Annotated in this window: 19 protein-coding genes and 4 pseudogenes; 20 read left to right on the top strand and 3 right to left on the bottom strand. The window is 67.4% G+C overall.

Features of this window, described 5'->3' with window-relative positions; genetic code table 11:
• The first annotated feature begins 443 nt into the window (after positions 1-443).
• From J7I97_RS27160 to J7I97_RS27095, 14 genes and pseudogenes are all read left to right on the top strand, one after another.
• A complete protein-coding gene (locus J7I97_RS27160) occupies positions 444-1,481 on the top strand; it encodes a lytic transglycosylase domain-containing protein (RefSeq protein ID WP_374195516.1) in 1,038 nt (345 codons plus the stop codon).
• A 60-nt stretch (positions 1,482-1,541) separates the two neighbouring features.
• Complete coding sequence (locus J7I97_RS27155) at positions 1,542-2,591, top strand: RNA polymerase sigma factor (RefSeq protein ID WP_214939636.1); 1,050 nt, start codon at positions 1,542-1,544, stop codon at positions 2,589-2,591.
• Positions 2,592-2,676: 85 nt separating this feature from the next.
• Positions 2,677-3,723, top strand: a complete 1,047-nt coding sequence (locus J7I97_RS27150) for an ABC transporter ATP-binding protein (protein WP_251059205.1) — start codon at positions 2,677-2,679, stop codon at positions 3,721-3,723.
• Positions 3,720-4,490 (top strand): ABC transporter permease, encoded by a 771-nt coding sequence (locus tag J7I97_RS27145; RefSeq protein ID WP_214939634.1) that lies wholly within the window; start codon positions 3,720-3,722, stop codon positions 4,488-4,490. The genes J7I97_RS27150 and J7I97_RS27145 overlap by 4 nt, the downstream gene beginning before the upstream one ends.
• A gap of 2 nt (positions 4,491-4,492) precedes the next feature.
• Positions 4,493-5,326, top strand: a complete 834-nt coding sequence (locus tag J7I97_RS27140; protein ID WP_214939631.1) for an ABC transporter permease — start codon at positions 4,493-4,495, stop codon at positions 5,324-5,326.
• A gap of 4 nt (positions 5,327-5,330) precedes the next feature.
• Positions 5,331-6,590, top strand: coding sequence for an MCE family protein (locus J7I97_RS27135; RefSeq protein WP_214939628.1), 1,260 nt, complete (start codon positions 5,331-5,333; stop codon positions 6,588-6,590).
• A complete protein-coding gene (locus J7I97_RS27130) occupies positions 6,587-7,642 on the top strand; it encodes an MCE family protein (protein ID WP_214939625.1) in 1,056 nt (351 codons plus the stop codon). Before J7I97_RS27135 ends, J7I97_RS27130 begins: the two co-directional genes overlap by 4 nt.
• Positions 7,639-8,622, top strand: a complete 984-nt coding sequence (locus J7I97_RS27125) for an MCE family protein (protein ID WP_214939622.1) — start codon at positions 7,639-7,641, stop codon at positions 8,620-8,622. The genes J7I97_RS27130 and J7I97_RS27125 overlap by 4 nt, the downstream gene beginning before the upstream one ends.
• A complete protein-coding gene (locus J7I97_RS27120; protein WP_251059204.1) occupies positions 8,619-9,818 on the top strand; it encodes an MCE family protein in 1,200 nt (399 codons plus the stop codon). Before J7I97_RS27125 ends, J7I97_RS27120 begins: the two co-directional genes overlap by 4 nt.
• A 5-nt stretch (positions 9,819-9,823) precedes the next feature.
• Positions 9,824-11,143, top strand: coding sequence for an MCE family protein (locus J7I97_RS27115; protein WP_214939658.1), 1,320 nt, complete (start codon positions 9,824-9,826; stop codon positions 11,141-11,143).
• Positions 11,140-12,327: an MCE family protein gene (locus J7I97_RS27110; protein WP_214939615.1), complete on the top strand. Its 1,188-nt coding sequence runs from the start codon at positions 11,140-11,142 to the stop codon at positions 12,325-12,327. The genes J7I97_RS27115 and J7I97_RS27110 overlap by 4 nt, the downstream gene beginning before the upstream one ends.
• Positions 12,324-12,788, top strand: a complete 465-nt coding sequence (locus J7I97_RS27105) for a hypothetical protein (RefSeq protein WP_214939612.1) — start codon at positions 12,324-12,326, stop codon at positions 12,786-12,788. The genes J7I97_RS27110 and J7I97_RS27105 overlap by 4 nt, the downstream gene beginning before the upstream one ends.
• 13 nt (positions 12,789-12,801) lie before the next feature.
• Positions 12,802-13,455, top strand: a complete 654-nt coding sequence (locus tag J7I97_RS27100; protein ID WP_214939609.1) for a hypothetical protein — start codon at positions 12,802-12,804, stop codon at positions 13,453-13,455.
• A 336-nt stretch (positions 13,456-13,791) separates the two neighbouring features.
• Positions 13,792-14,916 (top strand): annotated as a pseudogene (locus J7I97_RS27095) (IS1380 family transposase); the annotation flags it as partial.
• Positions 14,917-15,045: 129 nt separating this feature from the next.
• Here the strand turns inward: J7I97_RS27095 and J7I97_RS27090 are convergent.
• Positions 15,046-15,455, bottom strand: a pseudogene (locus tag J7I97_RS27090) (transposase); the annotation flags it as partial.
• Positions 15,456-15,732: 277 nt separating this feature from the next.
• Between J7I97_RS27090 and J7I97_RS27085 the strand changes: the two are divergent.
• From J7I97_RS27085 to J7I97_RS27060, 6 genes and pseudogenes are all read left to right on the top strand, one after another.
• Positions 15,733-16,602: pseudogene (locus J7I97_RS27085) on the top strand (IS5 family transposase).
• 185 nt (positions 16,603-16,787) lie between these two features.
• The gene (locus tag J7I97_RS27080; RefSeq protein WP_214939606.1) at positions 16,788-17,132 is read left to right on the top strand and encodes a hypothetical protein; all 345 of its coding nucleotides are present in this window, start codon (positions 16,788-16,790) and stop codon (positions 17,130-17,132) included.
• 70 nt (positions 17,133-17,202) lie between these two features.
• Positions 17,203-17,979 carry an ATP-binding cassette domain-containing protein gene (locus tag J7I97_RS27075; protein WP_214939603.1) on the top strand — a complete coding sequence of 259 codons (777 nt, stop codon included), beginning with the start codon at positions 17,203-17,205 and terminating at the stop codon, positions 17,977-17,979.
• Positions 17,973-19,274: an ABC transporter permease gene (locus J7I97_RS27070; RefSeq protein WP_214939600.1), complete on the top strand. Its 1,302-nt coding sequence runs from the start codon at positions 17,973-17,975 to the stop codon at positions 19,272-19,274. The genes J7I97_RS27075 and J7I97_RS27070 overlap by 7 nt, the downstream gene beginning before the upstream one ends.
• On the top strand, positions 19,261-19,866 hold the full coding sequence (locus tag J7I97_RS27065; RefSeq protein WP_214939597.1) for a hypothetical protein: 606 nt from the start codon (positions 19,261-19,263) through the stop codon (positions 19,864-19,866). The genes J7I97_RS27070 and J7I97_RS27065 overlap by 14 nt, the downstream gene beginning before the upstream one ends.
• Positions 19,867-20,294: 428 nt before the next feature.
• Positions 20,295-20,432 (top strand): annotated as a pseudogene (locus J7I97_RS27060) (IS5/IS1182 family transposase); the annotation flags it as partial.
• 21 nt (positions 20,433-20,453) lie between these two features.
• On the opposite strand, the gene J7I97_RS27055 reads toward J7I97_RS27060, so the two are convergent.
• A complete protein-coding gene (locus tag J7I97_RS27055) occupies positions 20,454-20,723 on the bottom strand; it encodes a helix-turn-helix transcriptional regulator (protein WP_214939594.1) in 270 nt (89 codons plus the stop codon).
• Positions 20,724-21,487: 764 nt separating this feature from the next.
• Positions 21,488-22,039 (bottom strand): lactococcin 972 family bacteriocin, encoded by a 552-nt coding sequence (locus tag J7I97_RS27050; protein WP_214939591.1) that lies wholly within the window; start codon positions 22,037-22,039, stop codon positions 21,488-21,490.
• Positions 22,040-22,214 lie beyond the last annotated feature (175 nt).

Genomic DNA, 22,214 nt, shown 5'->3' with positions numbered 1-22,214 from the left:
CCCGGCAGCCAGTCGGGGACTTAGCTGCAAGCTCGGTCCTTTAGGGCCGAGAAGCTGACAGCCTTTCATCGTCATGCCGTGCTACGTAGCCGATTCTCCCCACCCGCTCCCCAAGGCGGCCTCCGTACTCCCCAGATTCTCCCCAGAGAGACGGCGTCTACCGGTGACGGCGATGGCGGTCAAAGGTCTGAACGAAGGGGGCACTTGCCGCTCCCCTGTCGAGAAAGCGGCCAAGCGAACCGGGAACGCAACGGGTGTTCGGTGCTCGCACAAGAGATTGCGGAATCATTCGCTCCGACGTGACGGCCGCTGGGAAAATTTCCGCGACTCGCGCGACGGACCCGCACCCTGGCCGCGTAGAGCAGGTGAAGAGGCCGGGGAAGTGCGATGAGGGAGGGGTCTGACGGATGGCGGGTCGGTTGCCGGTGCGGATGTGTAAAGGTGTGCGGGGCACGGCGGTCGCGGCGGCGGCCATGGCGGCGCTGACCGGCTCACAGGCGCCCGGCCTCGCGGCGTCGGCGTCCTCCCCCGTGGAGGCCACCATGTCACCGAATCAGGGCACTTCGGGCGATGCCTACTACTTTCGCGAGCTGCCCCCACTTGCGTCGCACGGCCCGTCCGCACAGCAGCCGTCCTCGGCCGGTGCCGTCTTCGCGGCCGGCCGTGCGGCGCTGCCCGCCACCGTCCTCGCCGCGTACCGGAACGCGGAGTCGACGCTCGTGCGGAGCACCCCGCGCTGCGGTCTGCGCTGGCAGCTGCTCGCGGCGATCGGCCAGGTGGAGTCCGGCCAGGCGCGGGGTGGGAGGGTGGACGCGGACGGTACGACGTACGCGCCCATCATCGGCCCGCAGCTGAACGGCCAGGGGTTCGCCTCGATCCGGGACACCGACGGCGGCGCGTACGACGGCGACCCGTCCTACGACCACGCGGTCGGCCCGATGCAGTTCATCCCGTCCACCTGGGCCAGATGGGGCGCCGACGGCAACGGCGACGGCAGGACCGACCCCCATAACGTCCACGACGCGGCGCTCGCTGCGGGCCGCTACCTGTGCGCGGCCGGACACGACCTCTCCCGGCCGCAGGACCTCGACCGCGCGATCCTCTCCTACAACCATTCCCGGGAGTACCTGAGCGTCGTCCTGTCCTGGTACGCCTACTTCAGGGACGGCCACCGCGTGGTTCCGGACCAGGGCGGCGCGGGTTCCGGTACGGAGGTCGACTCGCCCGGCACGGGGCGGACCGAGCCGGCCGGCCCGGAGCCGGGTACCGAGACCCCGCCCGCCTCCCCGGCGCCTACGCCCCCGCCCGGGCCGAAGCCCGCGCCGACGCCCGCCCCGTCACCGACCGCCGACCCGCCGGACGGCGGCGCGAAGACCAGGCCGCCCCTGGTCACGGCCCCGAGTCCCGCTCCCGGCGCCGGGATCCACGTGCCCGGTGACGGCGTCCTTCCGGATACCGGCATGGTCCCCGGCAACGGTTAGGACTCACTCGCGCATCACCCCCTCCACAACACCATGTACCCGGAGGTAACCTCCCGGGTCATGGCGACGACGGACAGGCATCCTCCGCACCCGGCCGGACCGGGTGACGACTCGGCCCACCTGCGGTGGCAGCGCATGTGGGGCCATCGCGAGCAGCTGCTCAAGGTGGCGCGCCGCAGGTCCATGAGCGCCGAGGACGCCGAGGACGCGGTGCAGGAGGCGATGCTGCGCGGCGCGCAGCACACACACCTTGACGAGGCGCGGCTGGGCGCATGGCTGACGACCGTGACCATGCGCCTGTGCGTCGACCGGTACCGGCAGGTCTACCGCGAGGCCCAGCTGAGCGGTACGCCCAAGCTCACCGCCCCCGGCCCGGTCCCCGTCGATGAGGCGGTGTGCGACCGGGCGGAGGCCAGGTGGCTGGCCTTCCGGAGCAGGGAACTGCCCGCCCGCCAGGCGGAGGCACTCCGCCTGAAGTCGGAGGAGCGGGACGTCGGGCAGATCGCCCGCGAGATGGGGCTGAGCTACGAGGCGGTCGAGTCCCTGCTGGCCAGGGCCCGGCGTACGCTGCGCAACTCGCTGGCCGGGACCCTGGCGCTCGGCCTGTGGCTGATCGGGCGCGGCCGGGACCAGGCGGGTCAGGCGGGTGCGCATGCCCCCGCCCTGGCCGCGGCCTCGGCGGCCGCGACGCTGGCCATGGTGGGACTGGCCCTGCCCTTCGCGTACGAGCCGAGTGCGCCGGTGCCGCCTCTGCCGGAGATGGCGGTGGTGGGGGAGGAGCCGGGCGCGGCAGTTGACCGTGTACCGACTGCCTCGTCCGTACGACCGGACGCCCCCGGTTCCGTACGCCCGACCGGAACGGTGTCGCCCACGGCCCGCCCCGGCGCCCTCCCGGCGGTGCTGCCGGAGCTGCCGGAGCTGCCGGAGGTGGCGGCGACCCTGCCCGCCGCACCGGACCTGCCCACCCCGGCTCTGACCGCCCCGGCCCTTCCCGCCCCGGCCCTCCCCGCCCCCGCCGTGTCCGTGCCGCCGCTGCCGTCCACGCCGCCGCTCCCCGACAGCACGACCGTGCCGGACCTCCCCGGTGCCCTCTCCACCCGCCTGTCGTAAAAAATCTTGGTCTCGCCGCGACGGACCCGCCGCCCTTCCCCGTAGAGCAGATGTCGGAGCTGCTCCCCGTTGAAGGGTGAACCGGATGGGTGTCGAGATCTGCGTGGAAGGGTTGACCAAATCCTTCGGCCACCAGGTCATCTGGCAGGACGTGTCGCTGACGCTGCCCGCCGGGGAGGTGTCCGTCATGCTCGGCCCCTCGGGTACGGGCAAGTCGGTGTTCCTCAAGACACTCGTGGGCCTGCTCAAGCCGGACCGGGGATCGATCCGGATCGCCGGTACGGACATCACCGAGCTCCGCGAGCACGACCTGTACGAGGTGCGCAAGCTCTTCGGCGTGCTGTTCCAGGACGGCGCCCTGTTCGGGTCGATGAGCCTGTACGACAACATCGCCTTCCCGCTGCGCGAGCACACCCGTAAGCCGGAAAGCGAGATCAGACGGATCGTCCTGGAGAAGATGGACATGGTCGGTCTGATCGGTGCCGAGGAGAAGCTGCCCGGCGAGATATCCGGCGGGATGCGCAAGCGGGCGGGCCTGGCGCGGGCGCTGGTGCTCGACCCGGAGATCATCCTGTTCGACGAGCCGGACTCGGGGCTCGACCCGGTGCGGGTGGCCTATCTCAATCAGTTGATCGTGGACCTGAACGCGCAGATCGACGCGACCTTCCTGATCGTCACCCACGACATCGCCTCGGCCCGCCAGGTCCCGGACAACATCGGGCTGCTGTTCCGGCGCGAACTGGTGATGTTCGGCCCCCGCGAGAAGCTGCTGACCAGCGACGAGCCGGTCGTAGGGCAGTTCCTCAACGGCCGTATGCAGGGGCCGATCGGCATGGCGGAGGAGAAGGACGCCGCCCAGGTCGAGCAGGAGCTGGCAGGCCTCGCCGACGGGGACGACGCCATTCCCGAAATGACCCCGCGCCTGCTGCCCAGCCCCGGGGTCACCCGGCCGCCCCGCTGGCAGGCGATCGCCGACCGCGAGGCGGAGCTGCACCGCCGGGACCCCTCCGGGGAGGCTGACCCGGCCCCGGCCCCGGCCCCGGCCCCGGGCATGGCGGCAGAGCTGCGCCCAGGGGCTGACACGGACCGGAAGGCGGCGGAGCCGAGCCCGGCACAGGGGGCAGACGGATGAGCTTCTCACCCGGCGGAGCGCTCCGGCATACCGGCAGCCTCTTCGCCATGGCCCTGGACGTCCTCCGGACCCTGCCTCGACGCCCCTTTCAGGTACGGGAGTTCATCCAGCAGGCGTGGTTCATCGCGAGCGTCACCATCCTGCCCACGGCCCTGGTCTCCATCCCCTTCGGAGCGGTCATCGCGCTCCAGATCGGCAGCCTGACCCGGCAGCTCGGCGCCCAGTCGTTCTCCGGCGCCGCCTCTGTCCTGGCGGTACTTCGGGAGGCGTCCCCCATCGTCACGGCGCTGCTCATCGCCGGCGCCGGCGGCACCGCGATCTGCGCGGACCTCGGGGCACGCAAGATCCGGGAGGAGATCGACGCCATGCAGGTGCTCGGTATCGACCCGATCCACCGGCTGGTCGTGCCCCGGGTGCTGGCCACCATGCTCGTGGCGGTCTTGCTCAACGGCCTGGTCTCCGTTGTCGGGGTGGCCGGTGGCTATTTCTTCAACGTGGTCATGCAGAACGGCACTCCCGGTGCCTACCTGGCCTCCTTCACCACCCTCGCTCAGCTGTCCGACCTCTGGGCGGCCGAACTGAAGGCGCTGGTCTTCGGCGCCATCGCCGCGATCGTCGCCTCGTACAAGGGCCTGACCGCCAAGGGCGGGCCCAAGGGAGTCGGTGACGCCGTGAACCAGTCCGTGGTCATCACCTTCATGTTGCTGTTTGTGACGAACTTCGTGCTGACCGCCGTCTACTTCCAAATCGTTCCGCAGAGGGGATGACGATGACTCTGCTGAAACCTCTGAGGGTGCTCAAACAGGCCGGGCGCTCCCTGGAGGAGCTGGGCGCGCAACTGGTCTTCTACGGCCGCTCCCTCGCCTGGACCGGCCGCACCCTGCGCCGCTACAAGAAGGAAGTCCTGCGCCTGCTCGCCGAGGTGAGCTTCGGCCGCGGCGCGCTGGCGGTCGTCGGCGGCACGGTCGGCGTCATCGCCTTCCTCTCCTTCTTCACCGGTACCGAGGTCGGACTCCAGGGCTACGCGGCGCTCAACCAGCTGGGCACGTCCAACTTCGTGGCGTTCCTGTCCGCGTACTTCAACACCCGCGAGATCGCCCCGCTGGTGGCCGGGCTCGCGCTGTCGGCGACGGTCGGCGCGGGCTTCACCGCCCAGCTCGGCGCGATGCGGATCAGCGAGGAGACCGACGCGCTTGAGGTGATGGGTGTCCCGTCGCTGCCGTTCCTGGTCACCACCCGGATGATCGCCGGCTTCGTGGCGGTGATCCCGCTGTACGTGATCGGGCTGCTGTCCTCCTACTTCGCCGCCCGTACCATCACCACCGGCTACTACGGGCAGTCCACCGGCACGTACGACCACTACTTCCAGCAGTACCTGCCACCGGTCGACGTGCTGTGGTCCTTCGGCAAGGTGATTGTCTTCGCCGTCGTGATCATCCTGGTGCACTGCTACTACGGCTACTACGCGAGCGGCGGCCCGGCCGGTGTCGGTGTCGCGGTCGGCCGCGGCGTACGGACGTCCATCGTGGCCATCAACGTCCTCGACTTCTTCCTCAGCCTCGCCATCTGGGGCGCCAACACGACCGTACGGATAGCGGGGTAGACGGATGCGTATACGAATACCGGCCCCGGCACTCACGCGGCCCACCCAACTGCGGCTGTACGGCATCGCCTTCATCGCCGTGATCGCGCTGCTGCTGTCCCTGACGCTCGCCGTCTACCAGCAGGTGTTCACCTCCGTCGTCCGGATCACCCTGGAGGCGGACACCCTCGGCAACCAGCTGGAGCCGCGCGCGGACGTCAAGCTGCGCGGCCTGCTGGTCGGCGAGGTACGCGAGGTCAAGGCCGACGGCGAGAAGGCGACCCTCTCCCTCGCGCTGAGGCCGGAGCATGTCCCCCTCATCTCGGCCGACGTCCATGCCCGGCTGCTGCCCAAGACCCTGTTCGGCGAGAAGTACGTCGACCTGGTCGCCCCCCAGAAGCCGTCGGTACGGCATATCCGGGCCGGTGACGTCATCACCCAGGACCGCACCACGGTCGGCATAGAGCTTCAGCGGCTGATGAACGACCTGCTGCCGCTGCTGCGCACGGTGAAGCCCGGCGAGCTGAACGCCACCCTGTCCGCCCTCGCCAACGCCCTCGAAGGGCGCGGCGACCGGATCGGCGACAACCTCACCCGCTTCGACGACTACCTGCGTCGGCTCAACCCGCATATGCCCTCCCTCAAGGAGGACATCGCCCGGTTCGCCGATGTGGCCGAGGTGTACCGCGACGCCGCCCCGGACCTGCTGCGGATCCTGGACAACACCCTCACCACCAGCCGGACGCTGGTCGAGCAGAAGAATCAGCTCGCGTCCGTCCTCGCCCACACCGCCACCGCCGCGAACACCACGGAAGGCGTACTCGACGAGAACTCCGACCGGTTGATCACCCTGGGCCGCGTCTCCCGTCCCACCCTCGCCCTGTTCGCCCGCTACTCGCCGGAGTACCCGTGCCTGCTGTCCGGGCTGGTGCGCCAGGAAGCGGCGTCCGAAGAGGCATTCAAGGGCGGAAGGATGCGCATCACCCTCGAATTTGTCCACCCACGTCCCCCCTACCGCCCCGGCGAGGAACCGCGCTATGCCGACCGCTCAGGACCCAACTGCAGAGGTCTGCCCCACCCTCACGTACCAGCACCGCCGATCAAGCTCAACGACGGTACGTCGGCGAGTAGTACGGGCCGCACCGTGTCCGGAACCCCGGCCGAACAGCACGCCGTCGCCTCACTCGTGTCCCCGGTCATGGGCGTGCCCGCCGACGAGGTGCCGGCGGTCACGACCCTGCTCTTCGGACCGATGGCACGGGGAACGGCGGTGAGTGTCATATGAGCACGACGAGTCGTATCCGTCGTACGAACGCGATGGCGACAGCCCCCCAGCTGATCAAACTCGGCGTCTTCGCGGTGGTGACCGTAGCGGCGACCGCCGTGCTCGCGGCCACCATCGTCAATCTCTCCTTCACCCCCAAGGAGACCTACACCGCCGTGTTCAGCGATGTCACCAGCCTGGAGGAGGGCGACGACATCCGGGTCGCGGGGGTGCGGGTCGGCGAGGTCGAGAGCATCGCCATCACGGACCGGACGCTGGCCGTGGTGACCTTTACCGTCTCCCGCGACCGGCCGCTGCTCACCAGCACCCGTGCCGTCATCCGCTACCGGAGCCTGGTCGGGCAGCGGTACATCGCGCTGGCGGAAGGGGCGGGGGAGGGGAAGCGGCTGCGGCCCGGCGGGCGGATCCCGCTCTCCCGTACCGAGCCCGCACTCGATCTCAACGCCCTGCTGAACGGGTTCAAGCCGCTGTTCGCCGCACTGAGCCCGAAGGACGTCAACCAGCTCGCCACCGAGATCATCAAGACCCTGCAGGGCGAGGGCGGTACCGTCCGCAGCCTGCTCGCGCACACCGCCTCGCTCACCACGACACTCGCCGAACGCGACAAGCTGATCGGTTCGGTCATCGACAACCTCAATACCGTGCTGAGCACCGTGGACAAGCGCAGCACCCGCTTCTCCGACCTGATCGCGCAGCTGCAACGGCTGATCTCGGGGCTGTCGGCCGACCGTAAGCCCATCGGTGAATCGCTGGCGGGCATCAACGGCCTCGCGGAGGCCACCTCCGGCCTCCTTAACGACGCCCGGCCGCCGCTGAAGACCGATATCGCCGAGCTGGCCAAGCTCACGGAAACGCTGAACGGCCACGAGAAGACCGTGGAGGGTGTCCTGCAGCGGCTGCCCAACAAGCTCAACGAGCTGACCGGCACCGCCTCGTACGGCTCCTGGTTCAACTTCTATCTCTGCGACTTCGACGGCCGGATCGTGCTGCCGAAGACCAACGAGATCATCACCCCCGAACTCCATGTCGCCCGGGCGAGGTGCGGCCGTTGATCCCCTTCCGTGAACGCAATCCCTTGGGTGTCGGCGCCGCCGGCCTCACCACGATCGCGCTGCTGATCGCCGCCGCGTTCAACGTCGAGAGCCTTCCGCTGATCGGCGGTGGCGAGACGTACAGCGCGGCATTCTCCGAGGCCGGCGGGCTGCGCTCCGGCGACGAGGTGCGGATCGCCGGCGTCAAGTCCGGCAAGGTCGACGAGGTCGAGCTGGCCGGCGACCACGTCAAGGTGACCTTCCGGATCAAGGGAGACCCGGAGCTCGGGGCCCGTACCGGTGCGTCGATCCGTATCAAGACGATCCTGGGCGCCAAGTACCTCGCGCTGGAGCCGAAGGGCTCAGGCCGGCTGAAGCCGGGCAGCGAGATCCCACTGAGCCGCACGGTCCCGGCGTACGACGTGGTGGCGGCCTTCAGCGACCTCACCACGACCACCGAACAGATCGACAAGCAGCGGCTGGCCGCCTCCCTGGACACCATCTCCACCACCTTCGAGGACGCCCCCGAGGAGGTCAAAGCCTCCATCCAGGGGCTCTCGAAGATCTCCCGGACCGTGGCCTCGCGCGATGAGGCGCTACGCGAACTCCTCGACCACGCCAACGGGGTCACCGGAGTGCTCGCCGAGCGGAAGGACGAGTTCGGCAAGCTGGTCAAGGACGGCGACAAGCTGTTCAAGGAGATCCACGCGCGGCGCCAGGCCATCCACGCGCTGCTCAAGAGCTCCGTCGCCCTCAGCATCCAGCTCTCCGGCCTGGTCAGGGACAACCAAGCGGAGATCGGGCCGGCGCTCAGCCGCCTGAACACCGTGGTGCGGATGCTGGAACGCAATCAGGCGAGCCTCGACCGCAGCATCCAGCTCATGGCGCCCTTCGCGAGGGTCTTCACCAACACCCTCGGCAACGGCCGATGGTTCGACAGCTACATCCAGAACCTGGTCGCACCCACACCGGTGGTTCCACGGACGGGAGGGACACGATGAGGATCCCGATGCGGCTTGCGCTGAAGCTCCCGAAGCCGCCGGCGAAGCTCGCGCCGAACAGGCGTCTCGTCCGCCGCCTCGCGTTCGCCACCGTGCTGGTGGTGGCCGCCGCCCTGGCCGTCGTACAGCTCTCCGAGTCACCGAAGGTCCGGGTGACCGCGTACTTCCCGCGTACCGTCGGCATCTACCCCGGCTCCGATGTCCGCGTGCTCGGCATCCCGGTCGGCGAGGTCAAGAAGATCACGCCGCAGGGTGACCGGGTGCGCGTGGAGCTGGAGTACGACGCCCGGTACAAAGTCCCCGAGGAGGCCAAGGCGGCCATCATCAACTCCTCGGTGGTCAGCGACCGTTACGTCCAGCTGCTGCCCGTCCACCGCGGCGGCCCGGTGCTGAAGAGCGGCGCGGTCATCCCCGAGGAGCGCACGGCCGTACCGGTCGAGCTGGACCGGGTCTTCGACAGCCTCCGTATGACGGCGGACGCGCTCGGCCCCCAGGGCGCCAACAAGGACGGCTCGCTCTCCCGGCTGCTCGCTGTCGGCGCGGACAACCTCCAGGGCCAGGGCGCGCAGCTGCACCAGACGGTCGAGGACCTCTCGCAGGCCGTCACCACACTGTCCGACGGCCGGCAGGACCTGTTCGGGACCGTACGGAATCTGCAGGTGTTCACCGCCGCGCTGGCGGCCGACGACGCCGACGTCCGGTCGTTCAACGACAGCCTGGCCAAGGTGGCCGAGCAACTGGCCGGGGAACGTCAGGACCTCGCCGCGGCGATCAAGCATCTTGCGGCCGCGCTCGCCGATGTGTCCGAGTTCGTGAAGCAGAACAAGAAGGACCTGACCGCCGATGTGAAGGGCCTGGCCAACGTGACCAACGTGCTCGTCACGCAGCGCGCCGCCCTCCAGGAGCTGCTCGAAGTCGCCCCCGCCGGGCTGTCCAATCTGCAGAACGCCTACAACCCCTCATCCGGCACGCTCGACACCCGCAGCAACCCCGAACAGCTCCACGACCCGGCCGAGCTGCTGTGCTCCCTGCTGAAGACGACCGGGGAGAAGACCGACTGCCGGGATCTGAAGACCCTGTTCGACTCCCTGCCCAAGCTGCCCGCGGCCGACCCGCTCACCGGAGCGGCACTTCCCGTGGCCGGAACGGGCTCGATGGACAAGACGCTCGGCGGAATCCTGGAGGCCCGGACGTGACGTACATGAGAGCTCCGCTCAAGGCAGCCTTGTGGACGGCCGCCGGTTCGCTGCTGCTGACCGGCTGCGAGTTCAAGGGCCTGTACGAAATTCCCCTGCCCGGCGGCGCGGCCGCGGACGGGCGCAGCTACCGGGTCACGGTCGAGTTCCAGGACGTCCTCGATCTCGTCCCGCAGTCCACGGTAAAGGTCAACAACGTGACCGTTGGAGCCGTCGAGAAGGTGGAACTGGACGGGTGGCACGCCCGGGTGCGGCTGCGGATCTCCGACTCGGTCAAGCTCCCCGGCAACGCGGTCGCCGAGCTGCGCCAGACCAGCATGCTCGGTGAGAAGTACGTGGCACTGTCGGCGCCGGCGGATACCGAGCCGGTGGGCAGGCTCACCGACGGCGCGCGGATCCCGCTCTCCCGCAGCGGCCGCAACCCCGAAATCGAAGAGGTGCTGTCTGCGCTGTCGGCCCTGCTCAATGGCGGTGGAGTCGCACAGCTCCACACCATCACCACGGAGCTGAACCAAGCCTTGGAGGGTCGCGAGGATCGGGTCAAGTCCCTGCTCTCCGAGCTGGACACGTTCCTCGGTGGCCTCGACGCCCAGAAGAAGGAGATCGTCCGCGCGCTGGAGGGCGTCGACAAATTGGCCGCCACCCTCGCCAAGGAGAAGAAGACGATCGACCAGGCCCTCACCACCGTGCCGCCCGCGCTGAAGGTGCTGGCCGACGAGCGGGCCAAGCTGACCACCATGCTCACTTCGCTGTCGGCGCTGGGTGAGACGGGCACGAAGGTGATCAACGCGTCGCGCGACGACGTGATCACGAATCTGCGCGCGCTCCAGCCGATCCTGCAGCAGTTGAACAAGGCGGGCGCCGACCTGCCCAACGCACTGGAACTGCTGACGACCTATCCCTTCCCGCGCAATGTGGTGGACGCGATCAAGGGCGACTACGTCAACCTCAAGGTCACCGCCGATCTCGACCTGCGCAGCGTCTACGGAAACCTGGCCGGTCAGCCTCCGAAGCCCGCCGCGCCCGTGCCTCCTGGGCTGCCAGGCGTCCCCACTCCCGGGCTGCCCGAAGTCCCCGCGCTCCCGGGCCTCCCCGAAACCCCCGCCCTTCCACGAGTTCCCCAGGCCCCGAAGCCGCCTGGGACGCCAGAACTGCCTGGCGGTTCGGGCGGGTCGGGTGGCGTCGAGCTGGACTGCCTGCCGCTCTGCCCGTCGGCTAACCAGGCCTCGTACACCGCTTACAGCGGAGGAGACGGCAACGGTGGCCTTCCGCCGGGTGTCGACCTCGCGCTCGCCGAGCTGCTGATGAAGGGACTGGTGTCGTGATCACCGGTACGGTCAAGACCCAGCTGCTCGCCTTCACGCTCGTCACCGTGATCGGGGTGTCCTACGTCGGCGCCGAGTACACCGGACTGGCCGAACGCGTCCTGGACCGCGGATACACCGTACGGGCCGACTTCGCCGACTCGGGAGGCATCTACTCCGGGGCCGAGGTCACGTACCGAGGGGTGCCCGTGGGCCGCGTGGGCGATCTGCGGCTGACCGGCTCCGGCGGAGTCTCGGTGGGGCTGCTTCTGGAGGACTCCCCGAGGATCCCGGCGGACAGCCTGGCCGTGGTGGCGAACCGCTCGGCCGTCGGCGAGCAGTACGTGGACCTGCAGCCGCGCTCCGGCAGCGGCCCGTATCTGCGGGACGGCAGCTCCATCCCCCGCCATGACACCCGGGTGCCGATGCCAACGACGGACCTGATTCTGAGCCTGGACCGGCTGGTCAACTCGGTGGACAAGCAGGACCTGCGGATCACGGTCGACGAACTGGGCAAGGGGTTCTCCGGCACCGGCCCCCACCTGACGCGGCTGGTGGACTCGGGCAACGCCCTGGTCGAGGCGGCCTCCGATTCCCTTCCCCAGACCATCGCGCTGATCGAGGACTCCCGGAAGGTCCTGAAGACGCAGGCCGATCAAGGTTCGGCGATCACGTCCTTCTCCCGGGATCTGGCGGCGCTCACCGCGCAGTTGAGGGCGAGCGACGGTGATATCCGCGCTCTGATGGCCAACGGCACCTCCGCCGCCCAGCAGGTGGATTCCCTCATGAGGGACACCCGTCCCCACCTCCCGGTTCTGCTGGGCAACCTGATCAGCGGAGGTCAGATCACCCTCGCCCGGCTGCCCGGTGTGGAACAGATGCTGGTCACCTTCCCCGCGGTCGTCTCGGGCAGCTACACAGTGCTTCCCGGAGACGGCACAACCCACTTCGGAATGGTCGTCAACGCCGACGACCCGCCGCCTTGCCGTCCGGGGTACGGAACCCAGCGCCGCGACCCCGCCGACACCACCGACCGCCCGGCCAACACCGGCGCCCGCTGCACGGCCCCGCGCGGCGGCGACACGTCCGTCCGCGGCGCCCAGAACGCACCGGGAAGCCGCGTACAGATCGGCTCGACGGGCGGAGCACAGACCGTATTCGGAAAGGACTCCTGGCAATGGCTGCTCGTGGGCCCCATGGCATGACCCGCATACTCGCCGTCCTGGCTGCCGTACTGATGGCTTCCTCCGGCTGGCTGGGCTTCCAGCTGTACGAGCGCGATGAGGAGGACCGGCGGCACCAGGACATCCTGGCCGCCGCCCGCCAGTCGGCGCTGAACTTCACCTCGCTCGACTACCGCCAATACGAGCGGGACAGCAAGACCGTCCTGAACGGCGCGACCGGGGAGTTCAAGAAGCAGTTCTCGGCCCAGACCGCGGAGCTGACGAAGATTGTCGCCGAGAACAAGTCCGTCTCCGAGGGACAGATCATCGACGCGGGCATCGCCCGGGCCGACGACCGCACGGCCCGTGTCTTGGTGGTCGCCGACGGCAAGGTCACCAACGTCGCCGCCCCCGAGGGCACGTCCCGTAACTACCGCCTTCAGCTCGACCTCGTCTTCGAGGACGGGCAGTGGCTGACGTCCAACGTCGAATTCGTCGGCTGACAGGAGAACTACCATGGCGAACACGACCGTTCGAGCCCGCCAGCGCTCCATGGCGGCAGCCGCGCGCGCGGCAGCCAAACGCGCCGAGCAGGCAAGCCGCCGGCAGGAGGCCGACCTGGAGCCGGCCGCCCCGGAGCCGGCGGACACGATGCCCGCCAAGCCGGCTCGCAGCCGACCCCGTCGCCTCACCGCACTACTCGGCATTGTGGTCCTACTGGCCCTGACCGCAACGGCCACGCTCGCCTGGAAGCACCGAGAGGCCGAGCGCACGACCGAGGCCCGCGCAGCGGCCCTGACGGCGGCCCGCAAGGCCGCCCCGGTGATCCTCTCGTACGACTACCGCCACCTGGACCGCGACTTCGCCGCGGCCCGCGGCCACCTCACCGGCCCCTTCCTCGACCAGTACAGCAAGACCACGGAGACCGTGGTGGCGCCCACTGCCAAGACCTACAGCGGAGTGGTGAAAGCCGCCATCGCGACCGGCGACGCCGCCCCGGCGGCATCGGTGATCTCAGCATCCCCGAACAAGGCCGTCGTCCTGCTCTTCATGAACCAGCTCACCACCAGCACCCAGATCGCCACCCCCCGTCTCGACCTCAACCGCGTCCGCATGACCCTCGTCCGCACTCCACAAGGCTGGAAGGTCAGCGCTGTGGACGCGCTGTGACCGGGGCCGGGGCCCTGGAGCGGATACTCGCTGGTGCACTCGTTGTGCGGGTGGCCGCCCTGGGAGTCTGATGAAGATCTTGAAAACGCGCCCGGCTTGCACCGGTTCGACCCGATTGACATTTACTGGCAATATGGGGTGAATCGGTCGGTCGGAGCAAGATCTTCAAGAGCCTCCTAGGTGTATTGATCACGAGCGTTGTTGACGCTCGACAGGTCTTGAACATGGCGAAGACCTCCGGTGTGGTGGGAGCTGTCTAGCCTCGGGCTTTCACGAGCGGGGCCGTCCAAGGCGTGATCAAAAAAGGTGAGGAGTGCCGCTGACCTGGGACGATGGCCGGTGGCCTCCGACCTGACGGTCTCCCGTCTCATCGCCGCGCTCGCCGAGTCCGGGACGAAGGCTCTGACCGCGATCCGGTCCGCCCGTTCGCGAGCGCGTGAGCGTGTCTGGGCACTGGCCGCAAAGACCCGCCCGGACGCCGGCGGACACGTGGTCGCGGACATCGACGGCGTGCTCGTCATCGCGCACTCGGAGAAACAGGACGCGGCGCCGACCTGGAAGAAGTCCTTCGGGCACCACCCGTTGATGGCGTTCGTCGACCACGGCCCGGGCGGATCCGGCGAGCCGGTGGCCGCGCTGCTGCGGCCCGGGAACGCGGGCTCCAACACCGCAAGCGATCACATCGCCGCCGCCCGGATCGCCCTGGCCCAGCTGCCGAAGCCACTACGGCGGGGACGCCAGACACTGATCCGTACCGACTCCGCCGGTGGCACCCACGAGTTCGTCAACTGGCTGACCAAGCGGGGCCGGTGGCTGTCCTGCTCAGTCGGGATGACCATCACCGCCGACATCCACCAGGCCGTACTCAAAATTCCCGCCTCCGCGTGGACGCCCGCCGTCGACGGCGACGGTCACATACGTGACGGCGCCTGGGTCGCGGAGATCGGCGGGCGCCCGCTGACCGGCTGGCCCACCGGCATGCGGCTGATCGTCCGCAAGGAACGGCCGCACCCCGGAGCCCAGCTGCGGATCACCGACGTCGACGGCAACAGGATCGCCTGCTTCGCCACCAACACCAAGAACATCCCGATCGCCGAGCTTGAACTACGGCACCGCCGCCGAGCGCGGGCCGAGGACCGCATCCGCAATGCCCGCGACACCGGCCTGCGCAACCTGCCCCTGCACGACACCGCGCAGAACCAGCTCTGGCTGGAGATCATCTCCCTCGCCCTGGACCTGCTGGCCTGGATGCCGATGCTCGCCCTACGAGGTGAGGCCCGCCGCTGGGAACCCAAGAAACTTCGCCTCAGACTGTTCTCCGCTGCCGCCCAACTGATCAGGACCGGCCGCCGCCGCTTGCTCCGCTTCAACAACAGCTGGCCCTGGACGGACGTGATCACAGGCGCGATCCGCCGGCTCGACATCCTGCCGAACCCCGGCTCACCCGTCCCGACGACCTGATCAACCTGCCGGAACCGTGGAACCGACGCCCACCCGACGCGACAGCCGGGCCCTCACCATGGCCACGAGCGACCCGACAAGCAGAAACGGCCGCCGGACAACCGACGGCCCGTCACGAAACATCGAGGTTAGGTGGATTTTCGATCCCGGCTTGCCATGATCGGTCGGATTCGGTCCTGTCAGAGGCCCCCTTTTGCCGCCCTGAGGCTGACCGAGTCGATGGCGCATCGCGACCAGTCCAGCTCACCTCGCGCTCCGAGTCCGTCGAGGAACACGCGGTGGAGCCGGGCCCAGACACGGTCTCGGCTCCACTGGGCGAACCTGCGGTAGACCGTCTGCCAGCTCGGGCCGAACACCGGCGGAAGCTGCCGCCACGTGCAGCCGGAGGTCGCCACGAAGATGACTGCCGCCAGCGCCTCGCGGTCACCCGCACGCCGCCGCCCCCCGCCTTGCGGGCGCACAACCTCAGTCGGCGGCACCACCCGCCGGAACAACACCCATAACCCATCCGGCACCAGACGCTCAACCAGATCCATCATGCACGGATCAACGAACGATCAAGCCAAAAGAAACGCCGTCTAAGAGGTCGTTTTCACCTGAGTTGCCCTTATAGGGGGCGGTTCTCAAGGTGTGATGTGATGGGGCGGCAGGGGCCTCAGGTGTGGTTGTGGCCTGTGGGTCGGGTGGGGTGACGGGTGGGCCGGGATGCGACTTGTGCCTGTCTCATCCCAGAACGCCCGGCCTTCGGGGCCGTATGCTTCCGCCGCCATCGCTGTACGCCTGGGCGCACTCGGTTGGCGGCGGTACGTCTGAGGCATGGCTGAGCGACGTCCGTATCCGAGTGATCTGTCCGATGCCCGCTGGGAGTTGATCGAGCCGATCCTTGCCGCCTGGCGCTTCGAGCGCCGCGGCAGGGCCCTGGACTTCGGCCGGCCACCCGAGCACGACCTGCGCGACATCATGGACGCGATCTTGTATCTGGACCGCACCGGGGTCCAGTGGCGCTACCTCCCGCACGACTTCCCGCACTGGAACACCGTCTACGGCTACTTCGCGAAGTGGCAGCAGGAAGGTGTGTTTGCCCAGCTCAACGGCCTGCTCAGACAATTGTTGCGGCAGAAGGAAGGGCGGGACGCCGAGCCGTCGGCCTGTGTGATCGACGCGCAGAGCGTCAAGACCTCCACCAGCGTTCACGCCTCCAGCCAGGGCATCGACGCCGGCAAGAAGATCGTGGGACGCAAGCGGAACATCGTCACCGACACGCTCGGACTGCTGATGGCCGTGCTGGTCACCGCGGCGAGCGTGCAGGACTCCATCGCCGGCGCCCGGCTCCTGGACCAGGTCGCCGCCGAACACCCCGACATTCGCAAGGTATGGGTCGACGGCGGCTACCGCCAACACCTCGTCGAACACGCCGCAACCCTCGGCATCGACATGGAAATCACCACCCGCACCCCCGGGACCAGGGGATTCACCCCGATCCCGAAGCGGTGGGTGGTCGAGCGGACCTACGGCTGGCTCATGCTCCACCGCCGCCTCGCCCGCGACTAGGAAACCCGTCCCGAACGCTCCGAAGCCATGATTCACCTCGCCATGACCGACCTCATGGCCCGCCGCCTCACCAGCGAGAACACCATCTCCTGGCGCAACCCGAAGAATCAGGGCGAAGCCCTGATTCCGGGATAAACACTGAGTGAAAACGACCTCTGATTCTGAAAACGACCTCTTTTTTGCGAGAATGAGCGATGGCGGAAGGCTGCGGTTCACTATCAGGTTGACTCAAGATCATTCAGCTTGGTAGTGTTGCATTTCGTAGTTGCGGGGCGATTCTTTGCGCCTCCGTCATTCTATTCCCAAGGGGGGGAATGCACATGAATTCTCTTGCGTCGCGCATAGCTGGTTCGAAGGTTGCCAAGGGTGTTGTCGTTGGTGCCCTGGCGGCTGCGGCCATCGGCCTGACGGCTCCGATATCGAGCGCGTCCAACGAGGCATCCTGGAACGAGGGATGCCGGGGCTACTGGTACAGCACGTCTGGTCACGGCTATTGCTCCAGCGCGTCGAACTACCCGTCTTACGGGTACTGGACGCTTTATGACTGCAATGTCGAGGTCGACACGCAGAACTACGACAAGCTGTACAACGGATACGTGGGCAAGTATGACACCCACGAGTGCACGTTCAAGATCAACAAGACCCATGTGAGTTACTCTGTCTAGTCAGCTAGTCAGCACTAAGGAGGGCCCGCCAGTATGGCGGGCCCGTCCTTTATTTCGGGGAATCCTGCCAATGACGACACATCCTGTCGCTCGATTGACGACCCTCACGCAGGGTTACAGCGGCCGACGCATCATCGAGAATCTCGACCTGTCCATCCTGCCCGGTGTTACGGGCCTGCTGGGCCCCAACGGCGCGGGCAAGACCACGCTCTTCCGTACCCTCGCCACCATCGCGCCGCCACAGAGCGGGCAGCTGGAGCTGTTCGGCAGCCCCGTCACCAACGAACGGCAAGCGCGGCATGTCCGCCGTCGCATCGGCTATCTCCCGCAGGACTTCGGCTACTACCCGGCCTTCTCCATAACGGACTTCGTCCGCTACTGCGCCTGGCTGCGTGAGGTCCCCTCCAAGAAGGCCGACTCTGCGACCAAGGAGGCACTGGCGGCTGTGGGCCTGGCCGACCGGGCCCGGGACCGCATGAAGTCGCTGTCCGGCGGCATGCTCCGCCGGGCCGGAATCGCCGCGGCCATCGTCGGCTCTCCCTCCCTGCTTCTGTTGGATGAGCCGACCGTCGGTCTCGACCCCGCGCAGCGTCTCGACTTCCGTGAGCTCATCCGTTCCCTCGCCCACGCAGGAACGGCCGTCCTCCTCAGCACGCACCTGGTTGAGGACGTCGGCGCCGCCTGCGACACCGTCCTCGTGCTGAGCGACGGCCAGGTGCGCCACAGCGGCACACCTCAGCAGCTGGCAAACTTGGCAACCCCCGCAGCCCCGGGCGACAGCCCCCTAGAACGCGGTTACATGACGGTACTCGGCAACCGCCGACCCAACGAGGGAGCCGCATGCTGAATGCCTACCGCATCGAGCTGCGCCGCTCGCCGCTGCTGACAGCGTTTCCCGTGATGATCGCCGTGGATTTGCTGGTGCTCTTCGGTCGGTCCCGGTACTGGATCGGCGTGTGGCCCGAAGCGAGTGTGGCAGCCCAGGTCGTCACACTCTTCCTGGGACCCATCCTCGCCGGCGTATCGGCCTGGCAGGCCGGACGCTCCTCCCGCGTGGGAATGCCCGAGACCGTGCTCGCGGCCGCCCGACCAATCTGGCGGATCGAGGCCGCACGTCTGGCCGCCACTCTCACGCTCGGTTTCCTCGCCTACGCGTTCGGATGCCTGACCGCCGCGGTCATCTCGTTCAGCGAGGCGGGCCCCGGCTTCCTGTGGCCCTCTTACCTCCTGCTCGGCGCCTCGACCCTGATCATCTTTGCGTCCGTGGGCCATCTGGCCGGCCGCTGGTGGCCCTCCGCCGCCTTCACCCCCGTCGTCTGCGCGCTGGGCTGCTTCATCAGCATGCTGGCACTCCCCTTCAAGTTCAACGTCCTCGCGGGGCCGCCGGACCAGCACCTGCGCCCCCTTCCTGTCGCCGTGAGGCTGCTGTTTGCAATCGCCCTCGCTACGCTGGCGGTGACGGCACCACGACTTCGGAGGAGCGCCGAGCGCCAGATGCCGCGCCAGGCAACGTCCCTGTACATCCGCAGTGTCGCCATCGGGTCGACAGCAGCCTCCCTCTTCGCACTGGCTGCGGTGCCGGCCAGCGGCGAACTGCGAGTCGAGCGCCCGGCATCGGCGACGGCGTCGCTGTGCGACCGTGCCGAGAGGGGCGCGCCACAGGTGTGCGTGTGGCCCGAGCACCGCAAGTACCTGCCCGAATTGACTGCCATGGCCCAGCGCTTGGGCCAGCCCGTCCAACCCTCGTTGAAGTCACCCGAAGCGTTCTACGAGTTTGGGCTGCGGCGGAACAAGTGGGGCGACCGAGGATTCGATATCGCCGAGGGTCACGTCCGTACCGCAGCGATCGCCATGGCCGACCAGGTGTTCACCCAGTCGCTGGGCCTCTGCATACCTCCCCGCCAGGAGAGCCGGGCCTGGCAGGCGATGGACAACATCCGCCTATGGCTCGAGTACCGCTCCACCGGCCAAGACCCGGCTGTCGCCGACCAGGGACTCCACATGGAAGGTGTCTCCGCCGCCCAGCGCGAAGCGACCAAGGCCGCACGGATGCCCGCAGCCGAGCAGCAGGAATGGCTCGCTGAGGAACGCAGCCACATTATTCGAGACCCTTCCTGGTGCAAGCCTGATGACCGGTTCTGACTTGCTTCGTTACGCAAGAGTTCACCGGGGCGTAGCTGTCCTGGCGACGACGGCCGCTATTGCCCTCCTCTCGGCCTTCTTTGGCGGCACCGATATCGCGCTGCCTTCCATCGGCAGCGGAGGAGTCACCACGGGTGTGCCCTTCCGGCACGAACTCCCACTTCTGTCAGCCGTCTTCCTCACTGCGGCTCTCGACGGAGCCATGTCGGCACACGACGAAATGGGTGCATCCGCGATGCACCGGTTCCGTCTCAACTACTGCATTGGCCTGACACTGACAGCTTGCGCCTTATCCTTCATCACTGAGGCGCTCGCCGTCGGCACGGAAGCCGGGGTCGTCTTCATCCGATCCCTCCTGATCTGGCTCGGTCTCGCCCTGCTGTCGGTGAGGCTGCTCGGCCACCAACTTGGCTGGATCATCCCCTTGGCCTCGGCCTTCTTTTTGATCTGGTACCCCCACAAATGGTGGGACTGGACGTCAAACTCGGCCACCGACCTCTTCAGCTGGGCTGTAGCCGTGCTCGTTTTGTCCCTCGGAGTGGCTGCAACCGCAGCCACTCCGTGGCGAAGAAAAACCTTCCTCCGAAGGTAAATCTGCGAGCAAAACCTCAGATCTAGGTAGCCGCGCTTCGTATGCCGGGATATCCGTTCACGGATATCCCGGCTCTCGTTTGGGCCGGTGCCAGAAGGAGAGGAAGCTGCGGAGGGCGGGGCGGGCGGAGGTTAGCAGCGGGGGCGCGGATCGGGAGCCCGGAGCCGGTGGGGACTGTAAACCCCCGGCCCGGAGGGCCAACCTCCGATCTGGTTGCGCTGTGCCAGGCGCCGTGGTCAGCGAGCCATGCCGAGGGCGCCTGGGATTCAGCCTCCCCCCGCACCGAGCCGTGGCAAGTCCTGGGTGTCGGTCAGGCGCAAGGCGAGGTCGATAACCCCGCTGGACCCGGCTGGATCCGCCCCTACCTCGCCCAGTCGATGCCGAGGTCGCCCAGGCGCTCGCGCTGCTCGGCGGTGAGCCCGCGTCGCGAAACCCGCCCCGAACGCTCCGAAGCCATGATTCACCTCGCCATGACCGACCTCATGGCCCGCCGCCTCACCAGCGAGAACACCATCGTCTCCTGGCGCAACCCGAAGAACCAGGACGAAGCCCTGATTCCGGGATAAAATACTGGGTGAAAACGACCTCTAAGGTCGGGGCGCAGGAGTGTCGTTGGGGTCGAGGTGGAGTGCGTGAGCGTAGAGCTCGTCGAGCGACAGCCCCAGCTCGGCGGCCAGGGCGGCGACGGTGAAGAACTCGGGCGTGGACGTGCGGCCCTTCTCGATGCTGCGCACGGTCTCGACGGAGATTACTGCACTGCGCGCGAGGCTTGAGTGATCTGCTGCCTCGTCATCGTCGCCATGCTGACGGCGACGCCCGCGCGGCAGGGGGCGGTTCCGGAGCGGGCGGCAGTCCACCCCTGCGAGGGACAGTGCGGGCAGTTAAAGCTCAGTAGTACGTCGAGCGCGCCACCAACTCCAGATTGTGTGCCCCACCAGAGCGAACGCAACAGCAACTGCGATGAACCGAACAGTATTCCAGGTATTTATGACAATCAAACCTTGCCCACGCGACTCCCCATCCAAGCGCATAGAGGTCTCGTAAAAGGCTACGAGCGGAATGAGCAGCCGAAAGAAGAGGCCACCAACGCCCGGCACCCGCGCGACGTTACCCAAGAACCCAAGAGGTGCCCCGAATACAAACGCTAGCAGTCCCCATACCCCAATTTTGGAGCCTCCGCCTGAGGCGTCGGCTTGCAATCCGTCCGGGGCGGCGGCAAGAATCGAATCCTTAAATAGGTAGTAAGTAACCACCCCGATAGTCAGCCCAAAAGAAGCAAGAAGGGCTGATTCAATTTTGGATCGACGGGAATAACCCACCAGAAATGCGTAACATGCCCATGACCACCCGCCGGAGAAAACGACATCTCCGACCACACCGGCGGGACTGCCCCACTTTCCAGCAATAGGGCCTGCTAGGCCAAGCAGCAAGCCAACCCCGAGTGGCGCTGCCAGCGACACAGCACGAGCGCCCGGAAAGTTCCCGATTTCTCTTCCCCGTCCATTTTAAACCTAAGCGGAGAGTGCAGCCCTGGGTCCACACGGTTGCCCGCGTGGACCCAGGGTCGCACACCAGTCCACCCCGAATAGCAGGAATTCACCCCGCAATTCGGGGGTCGCGTTTAAACGTTGTTATAGTAGGCGTAGCAAGTGTACGCCAGGCCAATAGTTACATTAGCGTAGGAAGTCTCGCCCTTCGGCACCCAGCCACTGGAGTAGTCGATGTTTCGAACCCTCACCGTAGTGGTGTGGCCCGTGTCCGCGATGTAGTTCGAATAGCACTTCTTGCCATCCGTGCCCGCCGACTGCCATCCGTAGCACCATGTGCCATGAGTGACTTGCTTGCAGGTGTTTGCCAGCGGCTGAACAGACGAATCGTTGATTTCGATCTTTACCACACCCCACTCAGAGGGGTTACCCAGCTCTGCGGGCGACTTCACCCCGTCGCCGCGTGTGTGGATTACGGGCTGCCCGGCCGCGAGACCGTCGGTGGCTTCAATCCTGGCATTACCCGTGGCAATGTCACTCTGAGGGCTGGAAGCAGCTGCCGGGGTGGCAAAGCTACAAACCGCGAGCGCGACGCTCACGATGCCGAAAGTTATTGATCTTCCGAATTTCTTCACGATATCCCCCTCTTCAACCCCTCCCGTGGGAGTTTCGGAAAGATCCTCCATGACGGAATGGCGGCAGTCAATCACATTGAACGTCGCCGAAAATTACTTTGGCTGGTTCGTGGACCCGGCTTGGTGCGCACTGTCCACTTTTTGCCCGAATTTATGGAAATGATCTCACCCTTCCCTCCGGTAGGCGCTGTGACAGATGACTTGATCTTTGCGCTCCTACTTGACT

This window comes from Streptomyces sp. ISL-87 (genome assembly GCF_018614095.1).
Classification (GTDB): Bacteria; Actinomycetota; Actinomycetes; order Streptomycetales; family Streptomycetaceae; genus Streptomyces.
Note: the sequence above shows the minus strand (reverse complement) of the source record. Positions and strands in the feature narration are given on the sequence as shown.